Origin of the sequence: Dyella sp. EPa41 (assembly GCF_016586165.1) — a bacterium.
Taxonomy (GTDB): domain Bacteria; phylum Pseudomonadota; class Gammaproteobacteria; order Xanthomonadales; family Rhodanobacteraceae; genus Dyella.
Map to the genome: position 1 here is coordinate 19,574 of NZ_BCPR01000027.1, position 20,797 is coordinate 40,370.

Annotated in this window: 19 protein-coding genes; 9 read left to right on the plus strand and 10 right to left on the minus strand. The window is 67.5% G+C overall.

Annotated features, from left to right (window positions below; all coding sequences use genetic code 11):
- Positions 1–5 precede the first annotated feature (5 nt).
- The gene (locus tag JMF82_RS10630; protein ID WP_201314497.1) at positions 6–3,215 is read right to left on the minus strand and encodes an efflux RND transporter permease subunit; all 3,210 of its coding nucleotides are present in this window, start codon (positions 3,213–3,215) and stop codon (positions 6–8) included.
- A gap of 152 nt (positions 3,216–3,367) precedes the next feature.
- Between JMF82_RS10630 and JMF82_RS10635 the strand changes: the two genes are divergently transcribed.
- Both JMF82_RS10635 and JMF82_RS10640 read left to right on the plus strand, forming a co-directional pair.
- On the plus strand, positions 3,368–4,048 hold the full coding sequence (locus JMF82_RS10635) for a heavy metal response regulator transcription factor (RefSeq protein WP_201314498.1): 681 nt from the start codon (positions 3,368–3,370) through the stop codon (positions 4,046–4,048).
- Positions 4,048–5,451: a heavy metal sensor histidine kinase gene (locus tag JMF82_RS10640; RefSeq protein ID WP_201314499.1), complete on the plus strand. Its 1,404-nt coding sequence runs from the start codon at positions 4,048–4,050 to the stop codon at positions 5,449–5,451. Before JMF82_RS10635 ends, JMF82_RS10640 begins: the two co-directional genes overlap by 1 nt.
- Before the next feature lie 8 nt (positions 5,452–5,459).
- Here the strand turns inward: JMF82_RS10640 and JMF82_RS10645 are convergent, their stop codons facing one another.
- Both JMF82_RS10645 and JMF82_RS10650 read right to left on the minus strand, forming a co-directional pair.
- Positions 5,460–6,053 (minus strand): HAD-IB family hydrolase, encoded by a 594-nt coding sequence (locus JMF82_RS10645; protein ID WP_201314500.1) that lies wholly within the window; start codon positions 6,051–6,053, stop codon positions 5,460–5,462.
- 138 nt (positions 6,054–6,191) lie between these two features.
- Positions 6,192–7,127, minus strand: a complete 936-nt coding sequence (locus JMF82_RS10650) for an AraC family transcriptional regulator (RefSeq protein ID WP_201314501.1) — start codon at positions 7,125–7,127, stop codon at positions 6,192–6,194.
- A 175-nt stretch (positions 7,128–7,302) separates the two neighbouring features.
- Between JMF82_RS10650 and JMF82_RS10655 the strand changes: the two genes are divergently transcribed.
- Positions 7,303–8,361, plus strand: a complete 1,059-nt coding sequence (locus JMF82_RS10655) for an NAD(P)-dependent alcohol dehydrogenase (RefSeq protein WP_201314502.1) — start codon at positions 7,303–7,305, stop codon at positions 8,359–8,361.
- Between the two features lie 18 nt (positions 8,362–8,379).
- Here the strand turns inward: JMF82_RS10655 and JMF82_RS10660 are convergent, their stop codons facing one another.
- Positions 8,380–10,143: a chloride channel protein gene (locus JMF82_RS10660; RefSeq protein WP_201314532.1), complete on the minus strand. Its 1,764-nt coding sequence runs from the start codon at positions 10,141–10,143 to the stop codon at positions 8,380–8,382.
- A gap of 169 nt (positions 10,144–10,312) precedes the next feature.
- Positions 10,313–11,068: a YdcF family protein gene (locus tag JMF82_RS10665; RefSeq protein ID WP_201314503.1), complete on the minus strand. Its 756-nt coding sequence runs from the start codon at positions 11,066–11,068 to the stop codon at positions 10,313–10,315.
- Between the two features lie 118 nt (positions 11,069–11,186).
- Between JMF82_RS10665 and JMF82_RS10670 the strand changes: the two genes are divergently transcribed.
- The 6 genes from JMF82_RS10670 to JMF82_RS10695 all read left to right on the plus strand — a co-directional run bounded on the left by JMF82_RS10670 (position 11,187) and on the right by JMF82_RS10695 (position 17,211).
- Positions 11,187–12,626: a phospholipase gene (locus JMF82_RS10670; RefSeq protein WP_201314504.1), complete on the plus strand. Its 1,440-nt coding sequence runs from the start codon at positions 11,187–11,189 to the stop codon at positions 12,624–12,626.
- A gap of 96 nt (positions 12,627–12,722) precedes the next feature.
- Positions 12,723–13,217: a hypothetical protein gene (locus tag JMF82_RS10675; RefSeq protein WP_201314505.1), complete on the plus strand. Its 495-nt coding sequence runs from the start codon at positions 12,723–12,725 to the stop codon at positions 13,215–13,217.
- 160 nt (positions 13,218–13,377) lie between these two features.
- Positions 13,378–13,932 (plus strand): RNA polymerase sigma factor, encoded by a 555-nt coding sequence (locus tag JMF82_RS10680; protein ID WP_201314506.1) that lies wholly within the window; start codon positions 13,378–13,380, stop codon positions 13,930–13,932.
- A complete protein-coding gene (locus JMF82_RS10685) occupies positions 13,929–14,771 on the plus strand; it encodes a hypothetical protein (RefSeq protein ID WP_201314507.1) in 843 nt (280 codons plus the stop codon). The genes JMF82_RS10680 and JMF82_RS10685 overlap by 4 nt, the downstream gene beginning before the upstream one ends.
- Complete coding sequence (locus JMF82_RS10690; protein WP_201314508.1) at positions 14,764–15,360, plus strand: YigZ family protein; 597 nt, start codon at positions 14,764–14,766, stop codon at positions 15,358–15,360. Before JMF82_RS10685 ends, JMF82_RS10690 begins: the two co-directional genes overlap by 8 nt.
- 81 nt (positions 15,361–15,441) lie before the next feature.
- Entirely contained in the window at positions 15,442–17,211 is a 1,770-nt protein-coding gene (locus JMF82_RS10695) for an ABC transporter transmembrane domain-containing protein (RefSeq protein WP_201314509.1), read from the plus strand.
- Between the two features lie 36 nt (positions 17,212–17,247).
- On the opposite strand, the gene JMF82_RS10700 is transcribed toward JMF82_RS10695, so the two are convergent.
- The 5 genes from JMF82_RS10700 to JMF82_RS10720 form a co-directional block, all read right to left on the minus strand.
- Positions 17,248–17,979, minus strand: coding sequence for a copper homeostasis protein CutC (locus tag JMF82_RS10700; protein ID WP_201314510.1), 732 nt, complete (start codon positions 17,977–17,979; stop codon positions 17,248–17,250).
- A gap of 1 nt (position 17,980) precedes the next feature.
- Entirely contained in the window at positions 17,981–19,000 is a 1,020-nt protein-coding gene (locus JMF82_RS10705) for a N(4)-(beta-N-acetylglucosaminyl)-L-asparaginase (protein ID WP_201314511.1), read from the minus strand.
- 102 nt (positions 19,001–19,102) lie between these two features.
- A complete protein-coding gene (locus JMF82_RS10710; RefSeq protein ID WP_019465945.1) occupies positions 19,103–19,309 on the minus strand; it encodes a cold-shock protein in 207 nt (68 codons plus the stop codon).
- Between the two features lie 162 nt (positions 19,310–19,471).
- Positions 19,472–20,215, minus strand: a complete 744-nt coding sequence (locus JMF82_RS10715) for an S-methyl-5'-thioinosine phosphorylase (protein ID WP_201314512.1) — start codon at positions 20,213–20,215, stop codon at positions 19,472–19,474.
- Between the two features lie 19 nt (positions 20,216–20,234).
- Positions 20,235–20,795, minus strand: coding sequence for an NADPH-dependent FMN reductase (locus JMF82_RS10720; RefSeq protein ID WP_201314513.1), 561 nt, complete (start codon positions 20,793–20,795; stop codon positions 20,235–20,237).
- Between the last annotated feature and the right edge of the window lie 2 nt (positions 20,796–20,797).

Sequence of the window (20,797 nt, forward strand, 5' to 3'; positions counted from 1 at the left end):
CTTCCTCAAGGTGTCGATGGGGTCGGACCGGGTAGCGCCGGCACGGCGTTGCCTTCGCGGCGGCGCAGCCAGCCATGCACGGCGGCAAACACCACGGGAACGAAAACCAGCGTGGCGACCGTGCCGAACAGCAGGCCACCGATGACCGCGCGACCGAGCGGCGCGTTCTGCTCGCCGCCATCACCCAGGCCCAACGCCATCGGCAGCATGCCGATGAGCATGGCCAACGCGGTCATCAGCACCGGGCGGAAGCGCGTGCTGCCGGCGTCGAACGCGGCCTGCATGGGCGCCGCGCCTTCCTGGATGCGATCGCGCGCGAAGCTCACCACCAGGATGCTGTTGGCGGTGGCGATGCCGATGCACATGATGGCGCCGGTCAGGGCAGGCACGCTGATGGTGGTGCGCGTGACGAACAGCACCCACGCCATGCCCGAGATCGCCCCCGGCAGGCCGCTGATGATCACCAGCGGATCCGTCCACGACTGGAAGTTCACCACCATCAGCGCGTACACCAGCAGCACCGCGAAGGCGAGGCCGAGCAACAAGCCCTGGAAGGACGACTGCATGGTCTGCACCTCGCCTCGCACGACCAGGCTCGAACCCGGCGGCAGGTGCGCACGCGCCTGCGCGACCAGCGTGTCCACGTCGGCGGCGACCGCGCCCAGGTCGCGCCCCTGCACCCCGGCGAACACGTCGATCACCGGCTGCACGTTGTAATGCGACACCACCGCGTCCTGCGAGCCGCGCGAGAGCGTGCTCAGCGACGCGAGGATCGGCACCGTCGCACCCTTCCCCCTCACGCCTTGCTGGTTGCCGTTGGTCAACGGGATGTTGCCCAGCGACTGCAACGAATCGATGGTGTACTGCGGGGCTTCCGTGGTCAGCGGGTAGCTCACGCCGTTCTTCGGGTTCAGCCAGAAATTGGGGGAGGTCTGCGAGCTGCCCGACAGCGCGATGAGCAGGTTCTGGGCGATCGTGCGCTGCTGGAAACCGGCCTGGATCGCCTTCGTGCGGTCCACGTCGATGTTGATCGACGGCGCGTCGTCCGGCTGCTGGATGCGCGGATCGACCAGGCCCTGCACATGGCGGAACGATGCCAGCAACTGTTCGGCAATCCGCCGGTTGGCGACCTGGTCCTTGCCCACCACCTGCACATCGATGGGCGACGGCAGGCCGAAGTCCAGGGTCTGGCTGATGATGTCGGCGGGCAGGAAGGCAAACGTCACGCCGGGGAATTCGCGATTGAGCTGCTCGCGCAGGGCTTCGACATAAGTGGCCGTGGCGCCGTGCCCGGGCTTCAAGGTCACCAGGATGTCCGCATCGGCCGAACCCACCGGCAACGACGAGTCGTAGGTGATGTTGATGCCGCTCACGGGCAGGCCGATGTTGTCGAGGATGCTGCCCAGCGTCGACGGCGGAATCACCGTGCGGATGCGTTGCTCCACCAGGTCGACAAGCCGGGCCGTCTGTTCGATGCGGGTGCCGGTACGCACGCGCATGTGCAGGCGGATTTCGCCGGTGTCGGAGGTGGGGAAGAAATCCCGGCCCAGCACCGGAACCAGCAGCAGCGAGGCACCACACACCAGCGCGAAGCCGAGCGCAACGCGACGCGGACTGGCGATGGCGGCAGACAGGGTGGCCTGGTAACGGCCGTGGAACCGTTCGAAGCCCTGTTCAAAGCGTTGCTGGAAACGGCGGAGCGCACCCCAGCGGCCACGAGTGCCGGACGCCGCGCGCTCGCCGCGCAGCAGGTACATCGCCAGCGTGGGGATCAGCGTGCGGGAGAGCACGTACGAAGCCAGCATGGCGAACACGACCGCCTCGGCCAGCGGCACGAACAGGTAACGGGCCACACCCGAGAGCAGGAACATTGGCAGGAACACGATGCAGATGGACAACGTCGAGACCAGCGTCGGCAAGGCGATCTGCGAGGAGGCGTCGACGATCGCATCCATCAGCGGCTTGCCCATGTCCCGGTGATGGCTGATTGCCTCGATGGCCACGGTGGCGTCGTCCACCAGGATGCCCACCGCCAGCGCCAGCCCGCCCAGCGTCATGATGTTGATGGTCTGCCCCAGCGCGGAGAGCGCGATCAGCGAGCTCATCACCGACAGCGGGATGGTGATGGCAATGATCAGCGTCGAGCGCCAGCTGCCGAGGAAGAGCAGGATCATCAGCGCGGTAAGCGCGGCTGCGATCACGCCTTCGCGGATCACCCCGTCCACGGCGGAGCTGACGAACACCGACTGGTCGGAGACGGGCTTCACCGCCAGCGCCTTCGGCAAGCCCGCCACGATGCGCGGCAGCATGGCCTTCACCTGGCCGATGATGTCCAGCGTCGAGGCGTCGCCGCTCTTCTCCACCTGCAGCAGCGCCGAGCGCGTGCCGTCGACGCGCACGATGTTGGTCTGCGGGGCGAAGCCATCGCGCACCTGGGCCACGTCGCGCAGGTACACCACGCCGCCCGGCGTCGATTTCACCGGAAGAAGGTTGAGCTCGTCCACGCTGGACGGGCTGCCGTTGAGATTGACGTTGTATTCGAGCGCGCCGATCTTGGCGGTGCCGCCGGGCAGGATCAGGTTCTGCGCGTTCACCGCATTCACCACGTCCAGCGGCGACAGGCCGTGCGCCTGCATGGCCTGCGCATCCAGGTCCACCATCACCTGGCGCACCTTGCCGCCGAACGGCAGCGGGATCGCCGCCCCCTGCACGGTGGCCAGCTGCGTACGGATGAAGTTGTTGCCCAGGTCGTACAGCTGCTGCTCGGGCAGCGACTGGCTGGACAGGGCGAGCTGCAGGATCGGCACCGTCGAGGCGTTATAGGAAATGACCAGCGGCGGCAGCGTGCCCGGCGGCAGCACGCGCAGGATCGATTGCGCGTTGGATGACGCTTCGGCGATGGCCCGATTGATGTCCGCGCCGGGATGGAAATACACCTTGATCACCGCCACGCCGTTGAGCGACTGCGACTCGACGTGTTCGATGTTGTCCACGTCCGAGGTGAGCGCGCGCTCGTAGGGCGTGGTGATGCGATTGGCCATGTCATCGGCGGAAAAGCCGTTGTACGACCACACGATGCTGAGCACCGGGATGTTGATGTTCGGAAAGATGTCGGTGGGCGTGCGCAATACCATCAGCGGCCCGATGACGGCCAGCAGCAGGGCCAGCACGATGAAGGTATAGGGGCGCCGTAGCGCCAGACGGACGATCCACATGGTCAACCCTCGGCATCGGCCACCCGGGCCGCGACATGCCCAAGGCTAGGATCGGGGCGCTTGCCCACCCCTGACGGCCACCTGACAATTTTGTAATCGCGATGGGGGTGGCTCCCCACGTATGATGGCCACAAGCCAACGCGAGAACGTCCATGCGTCTGCTTGTGATCGAAGACGAAAAGAAGGCCGGCGAGTACCTCAAGAAGGGGCTCGAGGAATCCGGCTTTACCGTGGATGTCGCGGCCAATGGCATCGACGGCCTGCACCTGGCGCTGGAGGACGACTACGACCTCGTCGTGCTGGACGTCATGCTGCCCGGCATCGACGGCTGGGCCGTGCTGACGCGGCTGCGCGCCAGGAAGGACACGCCGGTGCTGCTGCTCACCGCGATGGACGAGCTGGAAGAACGCGTGAAGGGACTGGAACTGGGTGGCGACGATTACCTGGTGAAGCCGTTCGCCTTCGTCGAGTTGCTCGCCCGTATCCGCACCCTGCTCCGCCGCGGCCCGCCGCGCGACATCGAGCACATGCACATCGGCGACCTGGAGATCGACGCCGTGCGCCGGCGCGTTCGCCGCGGTGGCCAGCGCATCGACCTCACGCCACGCGAGTTCTCGCTCCTGCAGCTGCTGGCGCGGCGTCGCGGTGAAGTACTCAGCCGCACCCAGATCGCCTCCTATGTGTGGGACATGAATTTCGACAGCGACACCAACGTGGTGGAGGTGGCCATCCGCCGGCTGCGCGTGAAGATCGACGACGGCCACCAGCTCAAGCTGATCCACACTGTGCGCGGGATGGGCTACGTGCTCGACGAGGAGCGCGAGGACACCTGATGGCACGCCTGTCGCTCAGCGCCCGGCTGGCCATCACCTTCGTGGTGATCACGGTGACGTGCTTCAGCGCGGTCGGCTTCCTGCTGTTCGAAGCGGCCGCCCGGCGCATCCATGAGCAGGACGACACCAACCTCGTGCTGGCGACGCGCCACTTGCGGCGGCTGGTGGCCGAACTGGACTCGCCTCCCGACGTCGCCGCGCATAAGGATCGCCTGATCATCGGCGTCCTGGGTGACACGAACAATGCGCTGCGCATCGAGGACGATGCCGGCCACGTGCTGGTCGAGCGCAATCCCTCCCGGGTCCCGCTCGCATCGACAAGCGCCGTGCCCGTGGCTCGGCGCATCGTGGCCAGCGACGTGCAGTCCTGGCGCGACGCCGACGACCATGAGGTCCGCGGCGTATCCGCCATCGGGCGCCCCGGCGATGGTTCGACCGTCACCATCGTGGTGGCGCGATCGCTCGCGGATCGCGCCCTGCTGCTCTCGCGCTATCGACGCGACACCATCGCGGCGCTTGCGGCGGGCATGCTGGTCGCCGTACTGCTCAGCTACGTGCTCGTGCGGCGCGCGCTGCGCCCCTTGCATGCCATGGCCGACAGTGCGGCGGCGGTGACCGCGCATCGCCTGAGCACGCGCATGCCGGCTGGCGAGGTGCCCGCCGAACTCGAGGCACTCGGCGCCGCATTGAATGCCATGCTGGCCCGCATCGAGGACGGTTTTACCCGCGTGTGGCAGTTCACCGTGGATCTCGCGCACGACCTGCGCACCCCTATCGGCAACCTGCGCGGCGCCAACGAGGTCGCCCTCACCCGCCCGCGCAGCGTGGCGGAATACCAGGCACTGCTGGGCTCCAACATCGAGGAGTGCGACAGGGTCAGCCGCACTATTGAAAGCGTGCTGTTCCTGGCGCGTGCCGACAGTCCCCAGTTCGCGTTGCAGCGGGTGGTCATCGACGCCGGCGAAGAGCTGCGGCGCATCGCGGACTATTTCGAAGGATTGTCATCCGAAGCCGGCGTCGCCGTGCAGGTCACGGCGGACGCCAGCGTCTACGCCGACCGCGAGCTGTTCCGCCGCGCGGTCAGCAACCTGCTCTCCAATGCGCTGCGCTACACGCCGGCCGGGGGCACCGTCCACTTGTCCGCCCGCGAGACGAACCGAGGCGTGGAGGTCAGCGTGGAAAACCCCGGCGCCGGCATTCCGCCGGAGCACATGGAGCACCTGTTCGATCGTTTCTACCGGGTCGACCGCTCGCGCAGCGATTCGGCCCACTCCACGGGACTGGGCCTGTCCATCGTCAAGAGCATCATGGAACTTCACGACGGCGACGTGATGGCGCGCAGCGAACATCAGGGCATGACGCGCTTTGCCTTGCTCTTTCCGGCCGGCCCCGCATCCGGCTGACGCCCTGCTCAGGCCACCTCGCGCCACTGGAAGAAGCGGCGATGGGCCATCTGCAGCAATTCGCGATCCTCGTGCGTGTCCCCGTAGGCATAGACGACCGGGTAGGCGTCGACGTCGTAAGCGGCATGTACGCGGCGACGTTTTTCCGCGCCCACGCACTGCGCGCCCCGGTACCTGCCGGTCAAACGGCCCCGGCGGCTTTCCAGCGCCGAACACAGCAGCTCGAGGTCATGCTGCCGGCACCAATGGGACAGGTAGATATCCAGCGCGCCCGAAACCACCACTACGCGGTCCCCCTGGCGCTTGTGCCAGAGAATGCGCTCGAGCGCGTTGTCGCGCAGGGCGTGCGGGATGATTTCGTGGGCGAAACGACGCCCCTGTTCGTTCGCGTGCGCCTCGTCCATGCCCTGCAGGCCGAGCCGAACCGCGCTGGCGCGCATGGTATTGGACGGCACGATGCCGAACGTGTAGCCCAGCACCATCGGCGCCAACAGCAGGCCGCCCCAGCGTAGCCTGATCGACGGCACCGCGAATTCCAGAAACGGACGGAACAGCTCCTTGGTGGTGATGGTGCCGTCGAAGTCGAACAAAGCCAGGTTCATCTATTTCCTCTGTAAGCCACGGACAGTTCCTTCAGCGATCGTTATATGTGGGAGCGCACCCTGTGCGCGACTCATGCTTGCCCAACGATCCGGTGATCGCGTCGCGCACGGGGTGCGCTCCCACATGAAAGTCCCCCGTCAACCGGCGACAGCCTCCGCCAGGCGCAGGCGCGACACGTCGCGCAGCGGCGGCGCACCGAAGTGGCGGCTGTATTCACGACTGAACTGCGACGGGCTTTCGTAGCCCACGCGGTGGGCGGCCGTGGCCACGTCGCATTGCCCGGCCAGCAACAGCCGCCTCGCCTCGTGCAACCGCAACTGTTTCTGGTATTGCAACGGACTCATGGCCGTAATCGCACGGAAGTGGTGATGCAGCGATGAACTGCTCATGTTGACGCGGCCGGCCAGTTCGTCGATGCGCAGCGGTTCATCGTAGTGCCTGCGCAGCCACTCGATCGCGCGCGAGACCTGATGCCCCTGGCTGCCGGACGTGGCGATCTGCACCAGTCGCATGCCCTGCCCGCCGGTGAGCAATCGATAGAGCACTTCGTGCTCGATCAGCGGACCGAGCATCGCCAGGTCCCTGGGCGTATCGAGCAATCGCACGAGACGCAGCAACGGATCGAGCAGGCCGGCCTCCAGGGGGCTGAGCGAAATGCCCGCCGCGGGCGCGCCCAGCGCCCGATCGGCGGCGACCTCGGGCAGCATTTCGCGTATGCGCGCCATGTCGAGCCGGAACGTGAGGCACAGGCAGGGCTCGGTCTCGGTGGCACGCAACACCTGCGAGGACACCGGCACATCCACCGACGTGACGAGGTAAGAAGCAGGCTCGTGCACGAACACCTGCTGGCCCAGCAGGATCTGCTTGGCCCCCATCAGCGCGAGCCCCAGGCCGGGCTCGTACATGGCGCAGGTGGGCACGCCCGGGGTATTGGCGCGAAAGAGGCTGAGCGCCGGCCAGGCCGTGGCATGCACGCCCTCGGTGGGCGCCAATCGTTCAATCAGGGCTGTCAATTCCTCGCGATCCTGGTCCAGGCGCGAGGGCTCCACGGGGCTGGAAAGCTTGCTGTTCATGGCTTTGCTGAAACAGGGGACGAGACTAGATTGCCCGTTCCTCCATGCCGTGGCGAGTACCTTGCCCGCCTTCGCGCAGGATCAGGCAAGGATCGCGCAGGATCCGGCTACCCGCGGCGCGGCTCATCCGACCATACTTCCGGGTCTTCGCCGTTTTCACCCCCAGGAGTTAAGCATGGCTCTCTCCATCCGCGGCTACGCCGCTCAATCGGCCACGTCCCCGGTCGCCCCTTATCAGTTCGAACGCCGCGATCCGCGTCCCGACGACGTGGTGATCGACATCCTCTATTGCGGCGTCTGCCACTCGGACCTGCACCAGGCCCGCAACGAATGGCACAGCAGCGTGTACCCGCTAGTGCCGGGCCACGAGATCATCGGCCGCGTCAGCGCCGTCGGCGACAAGGTCGGCAAGTTCAAGGTCGGCGAGATGGTCGGCGTCGGCTGCATGGTCGATTCCTGCCAGCATTGCGCCTCCTGCGACGCCGGCCTCGAGCCCTATTGCGAAAACGGCGCGACCTGGACCTACAACGACAAGGATCGCCACGACGGCCTGCCGACCTTCGGCGGCTACTCCGAGCGCATCGTGGTGTCGGACAAGTTCGTCGTGCGCATTTCCGACAAGCTGGACCCCAAGGCCGCGGCACCGCTGCTGTGCGCCGGCATCACCACCTGGTCACCGCTGCGCCACTGGAAGATCGGCAAGGGCAGCAAGGTGGCCGTGATCGGCCTGGGCGGCCTGGGCCACATGGGCCTGAAGTTCGCCAAGGCGATGGGGGCCGACGTCACCCTGTTCACCCGCACGCCGGGCAAGGAAGCCGAAGCACGCCGCCTTGGCGCCGATCACGTGGTGCTGTCCACCGATGCGCAGCAGATGGCCGCCGCGGCACGCCAGTTCGATTTCATCCTCGACACCGTGCCCTCGCCGCACGACCTCAACCCCTACCTCGCCACGCTCAAGCTCAACGGCGTGCTCTGCCTGGTGGGCCTGCTGGAGCCGATCGAACCGCCAGTGCAGGCCGCGATGGTAATCCTCGGCCGCCGCTCGATCTCGGGCTCGGCCATCGGCGGCATTGCCGAAACCCAGGAGATGCTCGACTTCTGCGCCGAGCACGGCATCGCCAGCGATATCGAGGTCATCGACATCAAGGACATCAACCATGCCTACGAGCGCATGTTGAAGAGCGACGTGAAGTACCGCTTCGTGATCGACATCGCTTCGCTCAAGGCCGCCTGAATGATGCGGGGCGCGGCTTCAGGCCGCGCCCTTGCGTCCCAGGTGACGGCTCGCCTCGCGTGCTTCGCGCAGGCGACGCGCATGGGCCGCCAGCAGGTCGCCGCGGGTGAGGATGCCCACCATCCGCGTGCCACCCTCCCCGCCCATCACCACCAGGCGCCCCACGTCCGCCTCGACCATGTGATCGGCCGCTTCGCGCAGCGTGTGGGTTTCGCGCACCACCAGCGGCGGACGACGCACCACCGAACCGACCAGGGCATCCGCGGACGCATGTGCGTTGAGCAGATCGCGACGCGTCACCACGCCAAGCAAGCGCCCATCGTCCGCCAGCACGGGGAAGCCCTGGTGGCGCGTCTTCGCGTGGTCGTGGCCAAGCCAATCGCGTACCTCACCAAGGGACTGCGATGCACGCAGGCTCACCACCTCCCGGCTGCAGGCATCGCCCACGCTGATGCGCTCCAGATGGTCCGCCGCGTATTCCGACGGCACGTGTACGCCACGGCGCGCGATCTTCTCGGTCATGATGGTGTGGCGCATCAGCAGGCCGGACACCAGGTAGGCCGCCGCGCACCCGGCAAGCAGCGGCAGCAGCCCCTGCGTCTGCTGCGTCGTCTCGAACGCGAACACCACCGAGGTGAGGAACGCGCGCGACGCGCCGGCAAAGATGGCCGCCATGCACACCAGCGCGGCCATGTGCGGGTCCACCTGCAGGCCCGGCAGCCACGCCACGCAGGCCGCGCCCATCACGCCGCCCATGGCGCCGCCGATGGTGAACATGGGCGCCAGCGTGCCGCCCGAGGTGCCGCTGCCCAGCGACACCGACCATGACACCAGCTTGAGCAGGCACAGCGCGAGCATTGCCGCCATGCCGATCTGCCCGCTGAGCACGGTGGAGATGTTGGTGTAGCCCACGCCCAGCGTCGCCGGCATCACGTAGCCGACCACGCCCACCACCACGCCGCCCAGGGCCGGCCACCACATCCAGTGGATCGGCAGTTTCTCGAAGGCATCCTCGATCGCATAGGTGAGCTTGGTGATGCCCACGCTCGCGACGCCGGTCAGCAGGCCCATGGCCATATAGACGGCCAACGCCGCCAGTGACGGCGCGGCGACCGGCGGCATGGCGAACATCGGCTCGTTGCCTTCCAGCACGTAGCGCACGCCCGTACCCACGGCGGCGGCCAGCGCCACCGGAATCAGCGAACGCGCGCGGCGTTCGAACAGCAGCAGTTCGAGCGCCAGCAGCACCGACGAAATCGGCGCGGAGAACACCGCCGCCATGCCGGCCGCCGCGCCGGCAGCCAGCAGCGTCTTGCGCTCGTCGGCGGTGACATGGAGAAACTGGCCCAGTAACGAACCCAGCGCACCGCCCGTGGCGATGATCGGGCCTTCGGCGCCGAACGGGCCGCCGGTACCGATGGCGATGGCCGACGACACCGGCTTGAGCCAGGTCATGCGCGGCGGAATGCGGCTCTCGTTGAGGAGCACCTGTTCCATCGCCTCCGGAATGCCGTGGCCGCGGATGGCACGCGACCCCCAACGCGCCATCGCACCGACGATCAGGCCGCCGACGACAGGCACCCCGATCACCCACAAGCCCAGGTGATTGCCGGCGGGACTGCTGAACTCCGCGCTGACGCGGCCGTAGAAGGCCAGGTTCGTCACCAGCCCGATCAAGGCCGTGAGCGCACGCGCCACCAGCGCGACGACACCGCCCAGCGCCATGGCAAGCGCGGCAATCCATGCCACCCGCAGCTCCAGCGGGCGGAACTGCCGCGGCATGTGCGCGGCGATCAGCGCCGGATCCAGCGATGGGGCAAGCGGAAGCGCCGCACGGGTGTGCGGCTGGGGCGTCGAATCGGTATCCATGGGAAACCCGGCAGGTGAAGCGGGCAAGGTTACGTGGATACGGGCGTCGTAGCTGGCTGGAAAATGAACGGTGTGGAGCGACTCAGCCGGCCACCCGCGGCGACGGCGGCGCATTCAAGCCGAGTGCGTTGTAGACGTGGTAGCGCAGGATGCCCAGGTACTCATGCATGGCCGCGTCCGCCAGCATGACGTTCCACGAGTCGGGAAAGGGCTCCCAGCGCGGGTTGACCCAATCGCCTGCCACCGGTTGCGGCTCCATGCCGAAATGCCCGAAATACAGCAGCGAACGGCGCAGATGCACGCCCGAGGTCACCATCACCACGTGCTGCGGCGCCTGCGCCGCCAGGATCGGACGACTGAACTGCGCGTTCTGCCAGGTCGTCATGCTGCGCGTTTCGAGCAACAGGTCCGATGCGGGAATGCCCAACCGGCGCAGCGCGCGGCCGTACACCACCGACTCCGCCTCGCCGTGGCCCTGCGAGTCGCCGCCCGTCACCAGGATGCGGCACTGCTTGCCCGCGGCATGGCACTCGCTGTACAGCTGCGCGGCGCGCAACAGGCGTCCATCGGAGAAATACGAAGGCTGCAACGGCTCATCCGGCAGCACCGCCGTGCCCGCGGCCAGCAGCAGTATCACGTTGGTGCCGGCCCACTCGATCTTCGGCGTCGCCGCATACGGATCCTGCAACGGATAAAGAAGAAGGCGCGGTATCGCGCCCGAACCAATGCCGAAGAACAGCACGGCGAGCAAGGCTGCCAGTGCCGCACCGGTTCGGCGCCAACGCCGTCGATAGCACCACGCGGCCAGCAGCAGCATCACGAACATGACGGAGAGCATGGGTTTTCCTGATCCATGGAGACTCGTGGCATCTTAGGGCCTTGCCGCAAGACCGGGCGAGAGTGCTTCGCTCGCGCGTGCTGGAAGGCGGCCTCCAAACCCGGCAGGGAACCAGGTCATGACCACACTCGTTTTCGTCCACGGCTGGAGCGTCACCAACACCTCCACGTACGGCAACCTGCCCCAGCGCCTGCAGCAGCAGGCGGCTGCGCAAGGCATCGCGCTCAACCTGGCGGACATCTGGCTGTCCGAATACGTGAGCTTCGACGATGCGGTGACCATGGCCGACGTGGTTCGCGCCTTCGATCACGCGCTGCGTGACCTGCACCTGGTGGACGCGAGCTTCGCCTGCATCACCCATTCCACCGGCGGCCCCGTGCTGCGCGAATGGTTGCGGGCGCAGCGCGAACGGCCGGGTGCCTACAGCACCATCCGGCTGACGCATCTGATGATGCTGGCCCCTGCCAACTTCGGTTCCGCCCTGGCGCAACTCGGCAAGGGCGTATTGGGCCGGCTACGCGCCTGGTTCGACGGCGTCGATCCCGGCCAGCGCATCCTCGATTGGCTGGAGCTGGGCAGCGCCGAATCGCTGTCGCTCAACCTCGACCATGTCCACGGCGACGATCCGGCGCAAAAGGGCCAGTATCTGTTCGTGCTCACGGGCGATCGTCCCGACCGCTCCCTGTATGACCACCTCAACAGCTACACGGGCGAGGACGGCTCCGATGGCGTGGTGCGCATCGCCGCCGCCAACCTCAATGCGCGGCACGCCGTGCTCGCGCGCAATGACGGCAACGCCATCGACGCGCTCGCCTTGCAAGTGACGCGAGCACCGCGCACGGCGTTCAAGCTGATTCCCGGCGCCGCCCATTCCGGTACGGGCCAAGGCATCATGGCCGCCGCGCCGCAGGCCACGATGGATGCGTTGCTGCGCTGCCTGCGGGTGAAGGACGCTGGCGGCTACCAGCAGTTGTGCGATGCCTTCGATGCGGAAAACGCCCAGCGCGATGCCGACCGCGTCGAACTGGAACCGGTCGGCCCGTTCTCCCCGCGTGTGCACATCCATGATCCCCGCAGCCTGATGATCGTGCGACTCACCGACGAAAGCGGCGAGCCTTTGCGCGGCAGCCGCCTTCTGCTCAACGCCGGCACACCGCCGAACCCCGACTGGATGCCCCAGGGTTTCATGCTCGACCGGCAGGCGAACAGCCATCAGCCACACGTGGTGTCGATGTTCCTCAACCATGCGTTGCTGTCGGGCAGTCCGCGCATCGCGGATCCGGCCAACGCCCGCAAGACGCTGCGCGCCGCGACCGAAGTGCATCGCCCCTACAGCGTCAGCGTGCAGCCCGCCGATCTCGCAGGCTTCGTCCACCATGCGGCGGCGGCCATGGCGACATCCGACGATCTTTTCGACGCCCTCGGCCCGCACCAGACCACCGTGCTGGACGTGGTGCTGCCGCGCCTGGTGCATGAAGGCGTGTTCCGGCTCACGCAGAAACTCGCCCCCGAAGACTTCAGCCACGTCGAACCCGGCCCGGTCATTCCCGCCAGGTGACACGCGGCCTTGCATGCGGCATAGTCGCAAGAACTTGCGCAACGGATGCAGGTTGGACCGGCCTTTCCCAGGCCGGCCCATCACAGGGAGGGGACCATGAAGAAGCTGATCCTGCTGGCGATACTCGCCGGCCTGGCGTGGTGGTACTTCGACCATAGCCGCCGCATGACCGATGCGGATATCCGCGCCAGCTACGAAGCCGACATGGACGCCATGCGCCGCTTCGACGGCGAATTCCTGTGCATGCGCATGAGCGATGACTATGCGGGCAGCGAAACCTCGCGCCAGGACGACACCGAGGCGCATTTCGACAAGGCCGGCCAATGCCAGCGCATCAAGCAATCCATCGCGGCCATGCAACAGCTCAGCGTGGCCACCGGCGGCCGGCTGGCATTGAAGATCGATTACGAGATCAAGAGCATCGAACTGTCGCCCGATCGCAAGCGTGCCGAGGTGCAGACGACATCGAGCGCGACACTGGGCGACATGACCATTGCGCGCGATCGCACCACCGATCACCTGATCCGCCGCAACGGCCGCATCCTGAGCATTGCCAGCGAGGCCCGGGTCTGGACTTACACGCCGCAGTAATCGTCACGGGGCACAACCCCGCCCCCGGCCAAGGGGCGTTACATGGACATGAGCCCATCGAACGCATCCCTGCCCCATGCACGATTCCCTTAGGCAGCGGCTCGCCTCGCCGGAGGCCGGCGCTTATCGCCATGGCCGCTTTGCCTTAACCTTCTCGCCCATGGATGCCCCCGTGGACGATGACGCAACGCTGATGCTCGCCTATGCGCAAGGCGAGCTGTCGGCGTTCGACACGCTCTACGCGCGCCACCGGGGCACGCTGTATCGCTTCCTGGTGCGCAGCGCGCGCGACACGGCATTGGCCGAAGAGCTGTTCCAGGAAACCTGGAGCCGCGTCGTCGCGTCACGTGCGCGTTACACGCCACAGGCGAAGTTCAGTACCTGGCTGCTGCAGATCGCCCACAACCTGCTCATCGACAGTTACCGGCGCAAGCGCCCCATGGCGGATGGCGAAGAAGCGGAAGCGGCCCTGGGCAACCTGCCCGCTCCCGGGAACGAACAACCCGAACACGTCCTGTCGGATTTCGAACGTCGTCGCCGGCTGCAGCGCGCGATCGAAAACCTGCCCGACGAACAGCGCACCGCCGTGCTGCTGCGGCTGGAAAACGACCTGAGCGTGGAGGAGATTGCGGAAGTCACCGGCGTGGGTCGCGAAACGGCAAAATCACGCCTGCGGTATGCCATGAACCGATTGCGCGAACAGTTGGCCGAATGAACACGCACGATCATCACGACGACGATTCGCTGCCCGGCGAAGACGACCTCAAGGCACTGTACGGCAGCCTGCCGCGCAAGCAGCCTTCGCCGTCGCTCGATGAGGCCGTGCACCGCATGGCCGCCGATGCCGTGCGCCCAACGAAACGCCGCGCGCGCTGGCCGGCCATGGCCGCCGGCATCGCCGTGCTGGTGCTGGCTGGAGGCATCAGCTGGCGCCTGTTCGAACAGTCGCCCGAGCGCGCGCCGACGTCCCTGCCAAGGGTCGCGGGTGGCGAAGCGGCCACGCCCGCTGCACCTGCCCTCGCATCGAAGACGACGGCCGAACCCACGGCAGCGGAGCCCCCTTCAATGGCCGCCTCCGCCCCGGCAATGGCGTCACAACCGCACGAATCCATCCGCTCCGCGCTGAAGCCGCGCGTGCTCCCGGCCGCTCCCGCCACCCGGCGCGCGGCACCCGCGCCGGCACCCGCACCGGCCATCCAGGATCAGGGCATGGAGGCATCCGCGCCCGTTCCCGCGCCCGCCCCGCCGGCGCCTGCCGCAACCCAAGCCTATGCACCTTCGCCGCTGGCCAAGCAGGCCCGCGCCAACGAAGACACCCGGCACCTCATGGCCGCGAAGAGGATGGCCGCGCCCGCCTCCGCCACCGTCGCGCCGGCCGATCCGACGGCCCCCGATCCCGCCGACAGTCCCGGGCAGGAGCTCGACAAGATCCGGCAGCTGTTTGCCCAGCAGCGCCGTGACGAAGCGCTCCAGCGGCTTTCCGACTTCCGAAAGGCGCATCCGGACCTTCCCGTTCCGGGCGACCTGCTGGATCAGCAAGCCCGCCATGAGTGACACGCTGTACACCCTTGCCACCGTCTGCCAGCACAGCGAGGACATCAAGAAGAGCCGCTTTCTCGCCCAGGCCGCGCCGGTGCAGACGCCGGGCCAGGCGCTGGATTTCGTACGGCAGGTGAGCGACGTTGCGGCCACGCACCATTGCTGGGCGTACCACATCGGCCAGGACTATCGCTTCAACGATGACGGCGAACCGGGCGGCACGGCGGGCCGCCCGATCCTGCAGGCCATCGAGGGCCAGGGCATCGACCGGGCCGTGGTGGTGGTGACGCGCTGGTACGGCGGCATCAAGCTTGGCGCGGGTGGCCTGGTGCGCGCCTATGGCGGCACCGCCGCGGAATGCCTGCGGCGCGCCGAGCGCATACCCATCGTGGCGATGGCACGACTGGGCCTGAGCTGCGATTTCGGCGAGCTCACGCGGCTCAAGGCGCGATTGCGCGAACTCGACGCGGACATCGTGGACGAGCAGTTCGGCGCGGAGGGGGCCACCCTGGAGATCCAGCTGCCCGAGCATCGCGTCGCCGAGGCCCAGGCTCGCGTCACCGACATCAGCCGCGGCCGGCACGCCGCAAGACGGCTGGATTGATATCGCAGCCGCACCGCCCCACGTAGTTGGCTTGTGGGGGCGAGCGCGCCCTCGGCCACCCAACGGGACTCGAAACCGCCCATGACCGAAGCCGCCACCACGCAACGCCCCGCACGCCGCGTCGGCGCCCTGCTGCAGCTATGGCCATTCGTAAAACCGCACCGCCGGCTGGCCCTGGGATGGCTGGTGTTTCTGGCCGTGTCCTCGACCGCCACGCTGGTGTTGCCGATGGCGGTGCGGCACATGATCGACCAGGGGTTCATCCATTCGAACGCCTCGGCGATCAACGCAACGTTTTTCGGCTTGTTTGGCGTGGCCCTGGTGCTGGCCTTCGCCACCGCGGCCCGCTACTACTGCATCACCCTGCTGGGCGAGCGTGCCCTGGCCTCGCTGCGCGCCAAGCTGTATTCGCACGTGATCCGGCTCGACGTCAGCTTCTTCGAACGCAGCCGCGTGGGCGAACTGATCTCCCGCCTGGGCACCGACACCGAGGTGATCCAGGCACTGATCGGCTCGGGCATCTCGGTGGCGCTACGCAGTGCGGTGATGCTGCTGGGCGCCACGGCGATGATGATCTGGACCAGCCCGCGCCTCGCCGGCCTCACCGCGCTGGTGATTCCCGCGGTGATGCTGCCGATACTCGTGTTCGGCCGTCGCGTGCAGAAACTGTCGCGCGCCAGCCAGGATCGACTGGCCGACACCGCCGCCATCGCCAACGAAACGCTCAACGCAGCGCCCGCGGTGAAAGCGTATGCGCGCGAGGACATCGAGAGCACGCGCTATGGCGCCGCGATCACCCGCGCGCTCGCCACGGCGCGCAAGCGCATCGGCATGCGGTCGCTGTTGACCGCCACGGTGATCGTGCTGTTCTTCGGCGCCATTACCCTGGTGCTGTGGGCCGGCGCACGCGACGTATTGAACGGCACGCTGGGCGCCGGCGTGCTGGGGCAGTTCGTGCTGTACGCGATCTTCGCCGCCGGCTCGCTGGCGGGTCTTTCCGAGGTATGGGGCGACGTGCTGCGCGCGGCCGGCGCAATGGAGCGCATCGGCGAACTGTTCGAGGAGCGCGCCGGGATCACCAGCCCCGCCCAGCCCACGCCGCTGCCCAAGCCCGTGCAGGGTGCGCTTCGTTTCGATCATGTGTCGTTCCACTACCCGTCGCGACCCGACGCACCGGCGCTGCATGACTTCGACCTGTCGATCCGCCCCGGCGAAACCGTGGCCCTGGTCGGTCCGTCGGGTGCGGGCAAGAGCACGGTGTTCGCGCTGCTGCTGCGCTTCTACGACCCGCAGGCCGGCCGCATCGCGCTCGACGGCGTCGACCTGCGCGCGCTTTCATTGCCCGACCTGCGCGGCACCATTGCGCTGGTACCGCAGGAAACGGTGATCTTCGGCGGCAGCGCGGCCGACAACATCCGCTTCGGTCGCCAGGATGCGGACGACGATGAAGTGCGCGATGCCGCGCGGGCCGCCGAGGCGCACGAGTTCATCAGCGCGATGGGCAAGGGCTACGACGAAGAACTGGGCGAACGCGGCGTGCGCCTTTCCGGCGGCCAGCGCCAACGCATCGCCATCGCGCGCGCGATCTTGCGTGACGCGCCGTTGTTGCTGCTGGACGAAGCGACCTCCGCGCTCGATGCGCAGTCCGAAGCCGCCATCCAGCAGGCGCTGGAGCGGCTGGAGAAAGGACGCACCACGCTCGTCATCGCGCACCGCCTCGCCACCGTGCAGCGCGCCGACCGCATCGTGGTGATGGACGGCGGCCGCATCGTGGCGCAGGGCACGCACCAAAGCCTGCTCGCCGAAGGTGGTCTCTACGCGGAACTGGCCAGGCTGCAATTCACCGCCTGACGCCATGCCCTGTCCGCGCAGAAGCCGGCGCAACGCCTAGGCCGGAGCCCACGCCTGCACGAGGGCACGCACCTGCTCCTCGTCGGTACGCCATTCGCCGCCGGCCATGTCGAGCGTGTCGGCAGGCAGATGCGTCATGCCGGAAGCGTGCGCACGCTTGGCCGACGCGTGCAGTTCCCGCGCCCCGGTCAGCGTGGCGATGCGGGCGATATTGCCGGGCGTGACGCCGGCGCCCGGCATCACCACCAGGCGCCCGTTCGCCTGCGCCACGCACTCGCGGATGCGCTCCGCGCCTTCCAGTGCGGAACGCGCACCACCGGAGGTCAACACGCGCTCCGCACGCAAGGCGATGATGTCCTCCAGTGCGCGCGCCGGATCGCGCACGAGATCGAAGGCGCGATGGAACGTGATGCCCATCCGCCCCGCGGCCGCGGCAAGCTCGCTGCAGCTATCCATGTCCACGTCGCCATCGGCATCCAGCACGCCGAACACGACGCCGTCGCAACCGAGCGCAGCGCAGGCTTCGATGTCCCGGCGCATGGTGGCGCGCTCGTGCCCGCTGTACAGGAAGTCACCGGCGCGCGGCCGGATGAGCACGTAGAGCGGCAACCTGACGTGCTCGCGCACCAGGGCGATCTCGCCATGCGAAGGCGTGAGCCCGCCCAGCTCCAGCGCCGTGCACAACTCGATGCGCCCGGCTCCGCCCGACTGCGCGGCCAGCGCGGAGTCCAGCGAGTTGGCCGCCACCTCGAGCACTCGCGCCGCCATCTCAGTACACGCTCCTGGAGGGCAGCAAGCCGTCCTGCCGCTTCGCGTCGCACACGGCATAGGAGAAGCCGGGCTGGATCGCGAACGCGCCCACCTCGCCATGGCGGTTCATCGCCAGGAAACCCACCTGCAGGTCCTTGGAGGCATTGGGGCGCTTCTTGACGATGCGCATGACGGCTTCCTGGCAGGCTTCCTGCGGCGAACGCCCCTGGCGCATCAACTCGACCACCAGGAAGCTGCCGGCATTGCGGATCACTTCCTCGCCCACGCCTGTCGAGGTCGCGCCACCCACGTCGCCATCCACGTAAAGCCCGGCGCCGATGATCGGGCTGTCGCCCACGCGGCCGCGCATCTTCCAGGCCATGCCGCTGGTGGTGCAGGCACCGGCCAGTCGGCCACTGGCGTCGATGGCCAGCATGCCGATGGTGTCGTGGTTATCCTTGCCGCCCGGCATGCCGGTCTTGCCGTAGTCGCGCACCTCGCTGTTGATCGAGGGCTGGTAGTGGGCGTTCTTCAGCCACTCCTTCCAGGCCTGCTCGGATTCGGGCGTCAGCAGTTCTTCCTTCTTGAAGCCCTGCTCCAGCGCGAACTGCAGCGCGCCATCGCCCACCAGCAGCACGTGCGGCGTGCGTTCCATCACCCGGCGCGCCACCTGGATCGGATGGGCGATGTGCTCCAGCGCCGCTACGGCGCCGCAACTGCCGTCCGCGTCCATGATGCTGGCGTCCAGGGTCACGTGGCCGTCGCGGTCCGGGTAGCCCGCGCGTCCCACGCTGTGATTCTTCAGGTCGGCCTCGGGCACCATCACGCCGGTCTCGACCGCGTCCAGCGCATGGCCTCCCTTGGACAGCACCGTCCAGGCGGCCTGGTTGGCGGCGACGCCGAAGTCCCAGGTGGAAATGACGCGCGCGCCGGTGGCGCCCTTGGCGGGCAACGGGGTAGCCGCTTCCACCTTGCCGGCCAAGGCCAGGGCGGAAGCGCCCAGCAGCGAAGCCTTCAGAAAATCTCTACGGTCTGTCATCTCTGCTCCGATCGTTCGTTTCAAAAAGCAGAAAGCCCCGCGCCTTTCGACGCGGGGCTCCCTAATCACTCTGATGAGCGGCTCGTTGCCGGCTCGTCGAGATCAACCAGCGATTTCGACGCCCGAAGCCTGGGCGCCCTTCGGACCCGTGGTGACTTCGAACTTCACGCGCTGACCTTCCTGCAGGCTGCGAAAGCCCTTGGCGTTGATCGCCGAAAAGTGGACGAACACGTCCTCCCCACCGTCCTCGGGTGCGATGAAGCCGAAACCCTTGGCATCGTTGAACCACTTGACCGTACCGAAACGCATTGCGTGAACCTCTGAATCATGGACTGGATGCACCACGGTATAGCGCTGAACCACCTTGACCCCTTGGTCCGCCGCCCCTGGCACAGCGGAAGTATCAACATGTTTGATAGCAAAGCGCAATACGGGTATGACTTTGGCACGATCAAAACGCCGGGCGACTGCTCACCTTTTGAGCAATACCCCGAGGATGCGGGGTACTTCGGCGGTCGCTGCGGCCAGATGGGCGAAGATTTCCTCGATGCTGATCTCGGCCTCGTCGCCGCAACCAGCCGCGAAGTTGGCCACCAGGGCCAGGCAGGCGTATTCCAGCTCCAACTCGCGGGCGAGCACCGCCTCGGGCATGCCGGTCATGCCGACCAGGTCGCAGCCGTCGCGCTTCATGCGGGCGATTTCCGCGCGGGTCTCCAGCCGTGGTCCCTGGGTGGCGCCGTAACAACCGCCGTCGATCGCCGCCACGCCGGCGGCCGCCGCCGCGTCGAGCAACTCGCGGCGCAACGCCTCGGTATACGGCTCGCTGAAATCGATATGACGGACCTCCGCCCCCTCCACGTCGCAGAAACTGGTGTAGCGGCCGTGGGTGTAGTCGATGACCTGATCGGGCACCACGATGACGCGCGGCCCCATGTCGCCGCGGATGCCGCCCACGGCGTTGACGCCGATGACGCGGCGGGCACCCAGCGCATGCAGGGCCCACAGGTTCGCGCGGTAATTCACGCGGTGCGGCGGCACGGTGTGGCTTTCGCCATGGCGGGCCAGGAAGGCCACCCGGCGCCCGGCGAAGTCGCCGATCACCACGTCGCCCGAGGCGGTGCCGAAGGGCGTGTCCACGCTATGGCGGGAGGTGTTCTCCAGCCCCGGGAAGTTGTACAAGCCGCTGCCGCCGATGACGGCCAGATCGATAGTCACGGGTCGTTCCTGTTTCAAATTAGAGTTCTTTCGCCGCGGCAGCCAGCCGATCGGCAAATCCTTGCAGGTGGCGGCCCAGCGCTTCGCGCGTGCGCTCATCGGCAAGCCTGCCCTCGATGATCTTGGTGTGCGCCTGGAACACCAGCACGTCGCCCTGCGGCTCGGTGCGCGCACCGGCGCGCCGCAACACCAGGCGCAACTGGTCCTGGGCGCGCACGGTGCCGGTGATGCCGGGACTGGCGCCCACGATGCACACCATCTTGCCGGTGAGGGCGGCCACCTGGCGTGACTTGCCGATGCGCGACGCCCAGTCCACGGCGTTCTTCAGCACGCCGGTGATGCCCCCGTTGTATTCCGGGCAAGCGAGGAGGATGCCGTCGGCGCGGTCGATGGCCTCCTTGAAGGCCGCCACCGGCGCAGGGTCGCCCTGCTCTTCCACGTCCTGGTCGAACAATGGCAACTCGTGCAGGCGATGGATCACGATGTTCATGCCTGCCGGCGCAACCTCCTGCGCGGCATGCAGCAAGGCCGTGTTGAAGGAGGCCTGCCGCAGGCTGCCGGAGATGCCCAGTATGTTCATGC

Excerpts from the sequence above, each read along its gene's own strand:
- JMF82_RS10630 (WP_201314497.1), bottom strand. The coding sequence starts at position 3,215 with ATGTGGATCGTCCGTCTGGCGCTACGGCGCCCCTATACCTTCATCGTG.
- JMF82_RS10635 (WP_201314498.1), top strand. The coding sequence starts at position 3,368 with ATGCGTCTGCTTGTGATCGAAGACGAAAAGAAGGCCGGCGAGTACCTC.
- JMF82_RS10640 (WP_201314499.1), top strand. The coding sequence starts at position 4,048 with ATGGCACGCCTGTCGCTCAGCGCCCGGCTGGCCATCACCTTCGTGGTG.
- JMF82_RS10645 (WP_201314500.1), bottom strand. The coding sequence starts at position 6,053 with ATGAACCTGGCTTTGTTCGACTTCGACGGCACCATCACCACCAAGGAG.
- JMF82_RS10650 (WP_201314501.1), bottom strand. The coding sequence starts at position 7,127 with ATGAACAGCAAGCTTTCCAGCCCCGTGGAGCCCTCGCGCCTGGACCAG.
- JMF82_RS10655 (WP_201314502.1), top strand. The coding sequence starts at position 7,303 with ATGGCTCTCTCCATCCGCGGCTACGCCGCTCAATCGGCCACGTCCCCG.
- JMF82_RS10660 (WP_201314532.1), bottom strand. The coding sequence starts at position 10,143 with ATGCCGCGGCAGTTCCGCCCGCTGGAGCTGCGGGTGGCATGGATTGCC.
- JMF82_RS10665 (WP_201314503.1), bottom strand. The coding sequence starts at position 11,068 with ATGCTCTCCGTCATGTTCGTGATGCTGCTGCTGGCCGCGTGGTGCTAT.
- JMF82_RS10670 (WP_201314504.1), top strand. The coding sequence starts at position 11,187 with ATGACCACACTCGTTTTCGTCCACGGCTGGAGCGTCACCAACACCTCC.
- JMF82_RS10675 (WP_201314505.1), top strand. The coding sequence starts at position 12,723 with ATGAAGAAGCTGATCCTGCTGGCGATACTCGCCGGCCTGGCGTGGTGG.
- JMF82_RS10680 (WP_201314506.1), top strand. The coding sequence starts at position 13,378 with ATGGATGCCCCCGTGGACGATGACGCAACGCTGATGCTCGCCTATGCG.
- JMF82_RS10685 (WP_201314507.1), top strand. The coding sequence starts at position 13,929 with ATGAACACGCACGATCATCACGACGACGATTCGCTGCCCGGCGAAGAC.
- JMF82_RS10690 (WP_201314508.1), top strand. The coding sequence starts at position 14,764 with ATGAGTGACACGCTGTACACCCTTGCCACCGTCTGCCAGCACAGCGAG.
- JMF82_RS10695 (WP_201314509.1), top strand. The coding sequence starts at position 15,442 with ATGACCGAAGCCGCCACCACGCAACGCCCCGCACGCCGCGTCGGCGCC.
- JMF82_RS10700 (WP_201314510.1), bottom strand. The coding sequence starts at position 17,979 with ATGGCGGCGCGAGTGCTCGAGGTGGCGGCCAACTCGCTGGACTCCGCG.
- JMF82_RS10705 (WP_201314511.1), bottom strand. The coding sequence starts at position 19,000 with ATGACAGACCGTAGAGATTTTCTGAAGGCTTCGCTGCTGGGCGCTTCC.
- JMF82_RS10710 (WP_019465945.1), bottom strand. The coding sequence starts at position 19,309 with ATGCGTTTCGGTACGGTCAAGTGGTTCAACGATGCCAAGGGTTTCGGC.
- JMF82_RS10720 (WP_201314513.1), bottom strand. The coding sequence starts at position 20,795 with ATGAACATACTGGGCATCTCCGGCAGCCTGCGGCAGGCCTCCTTCAAC.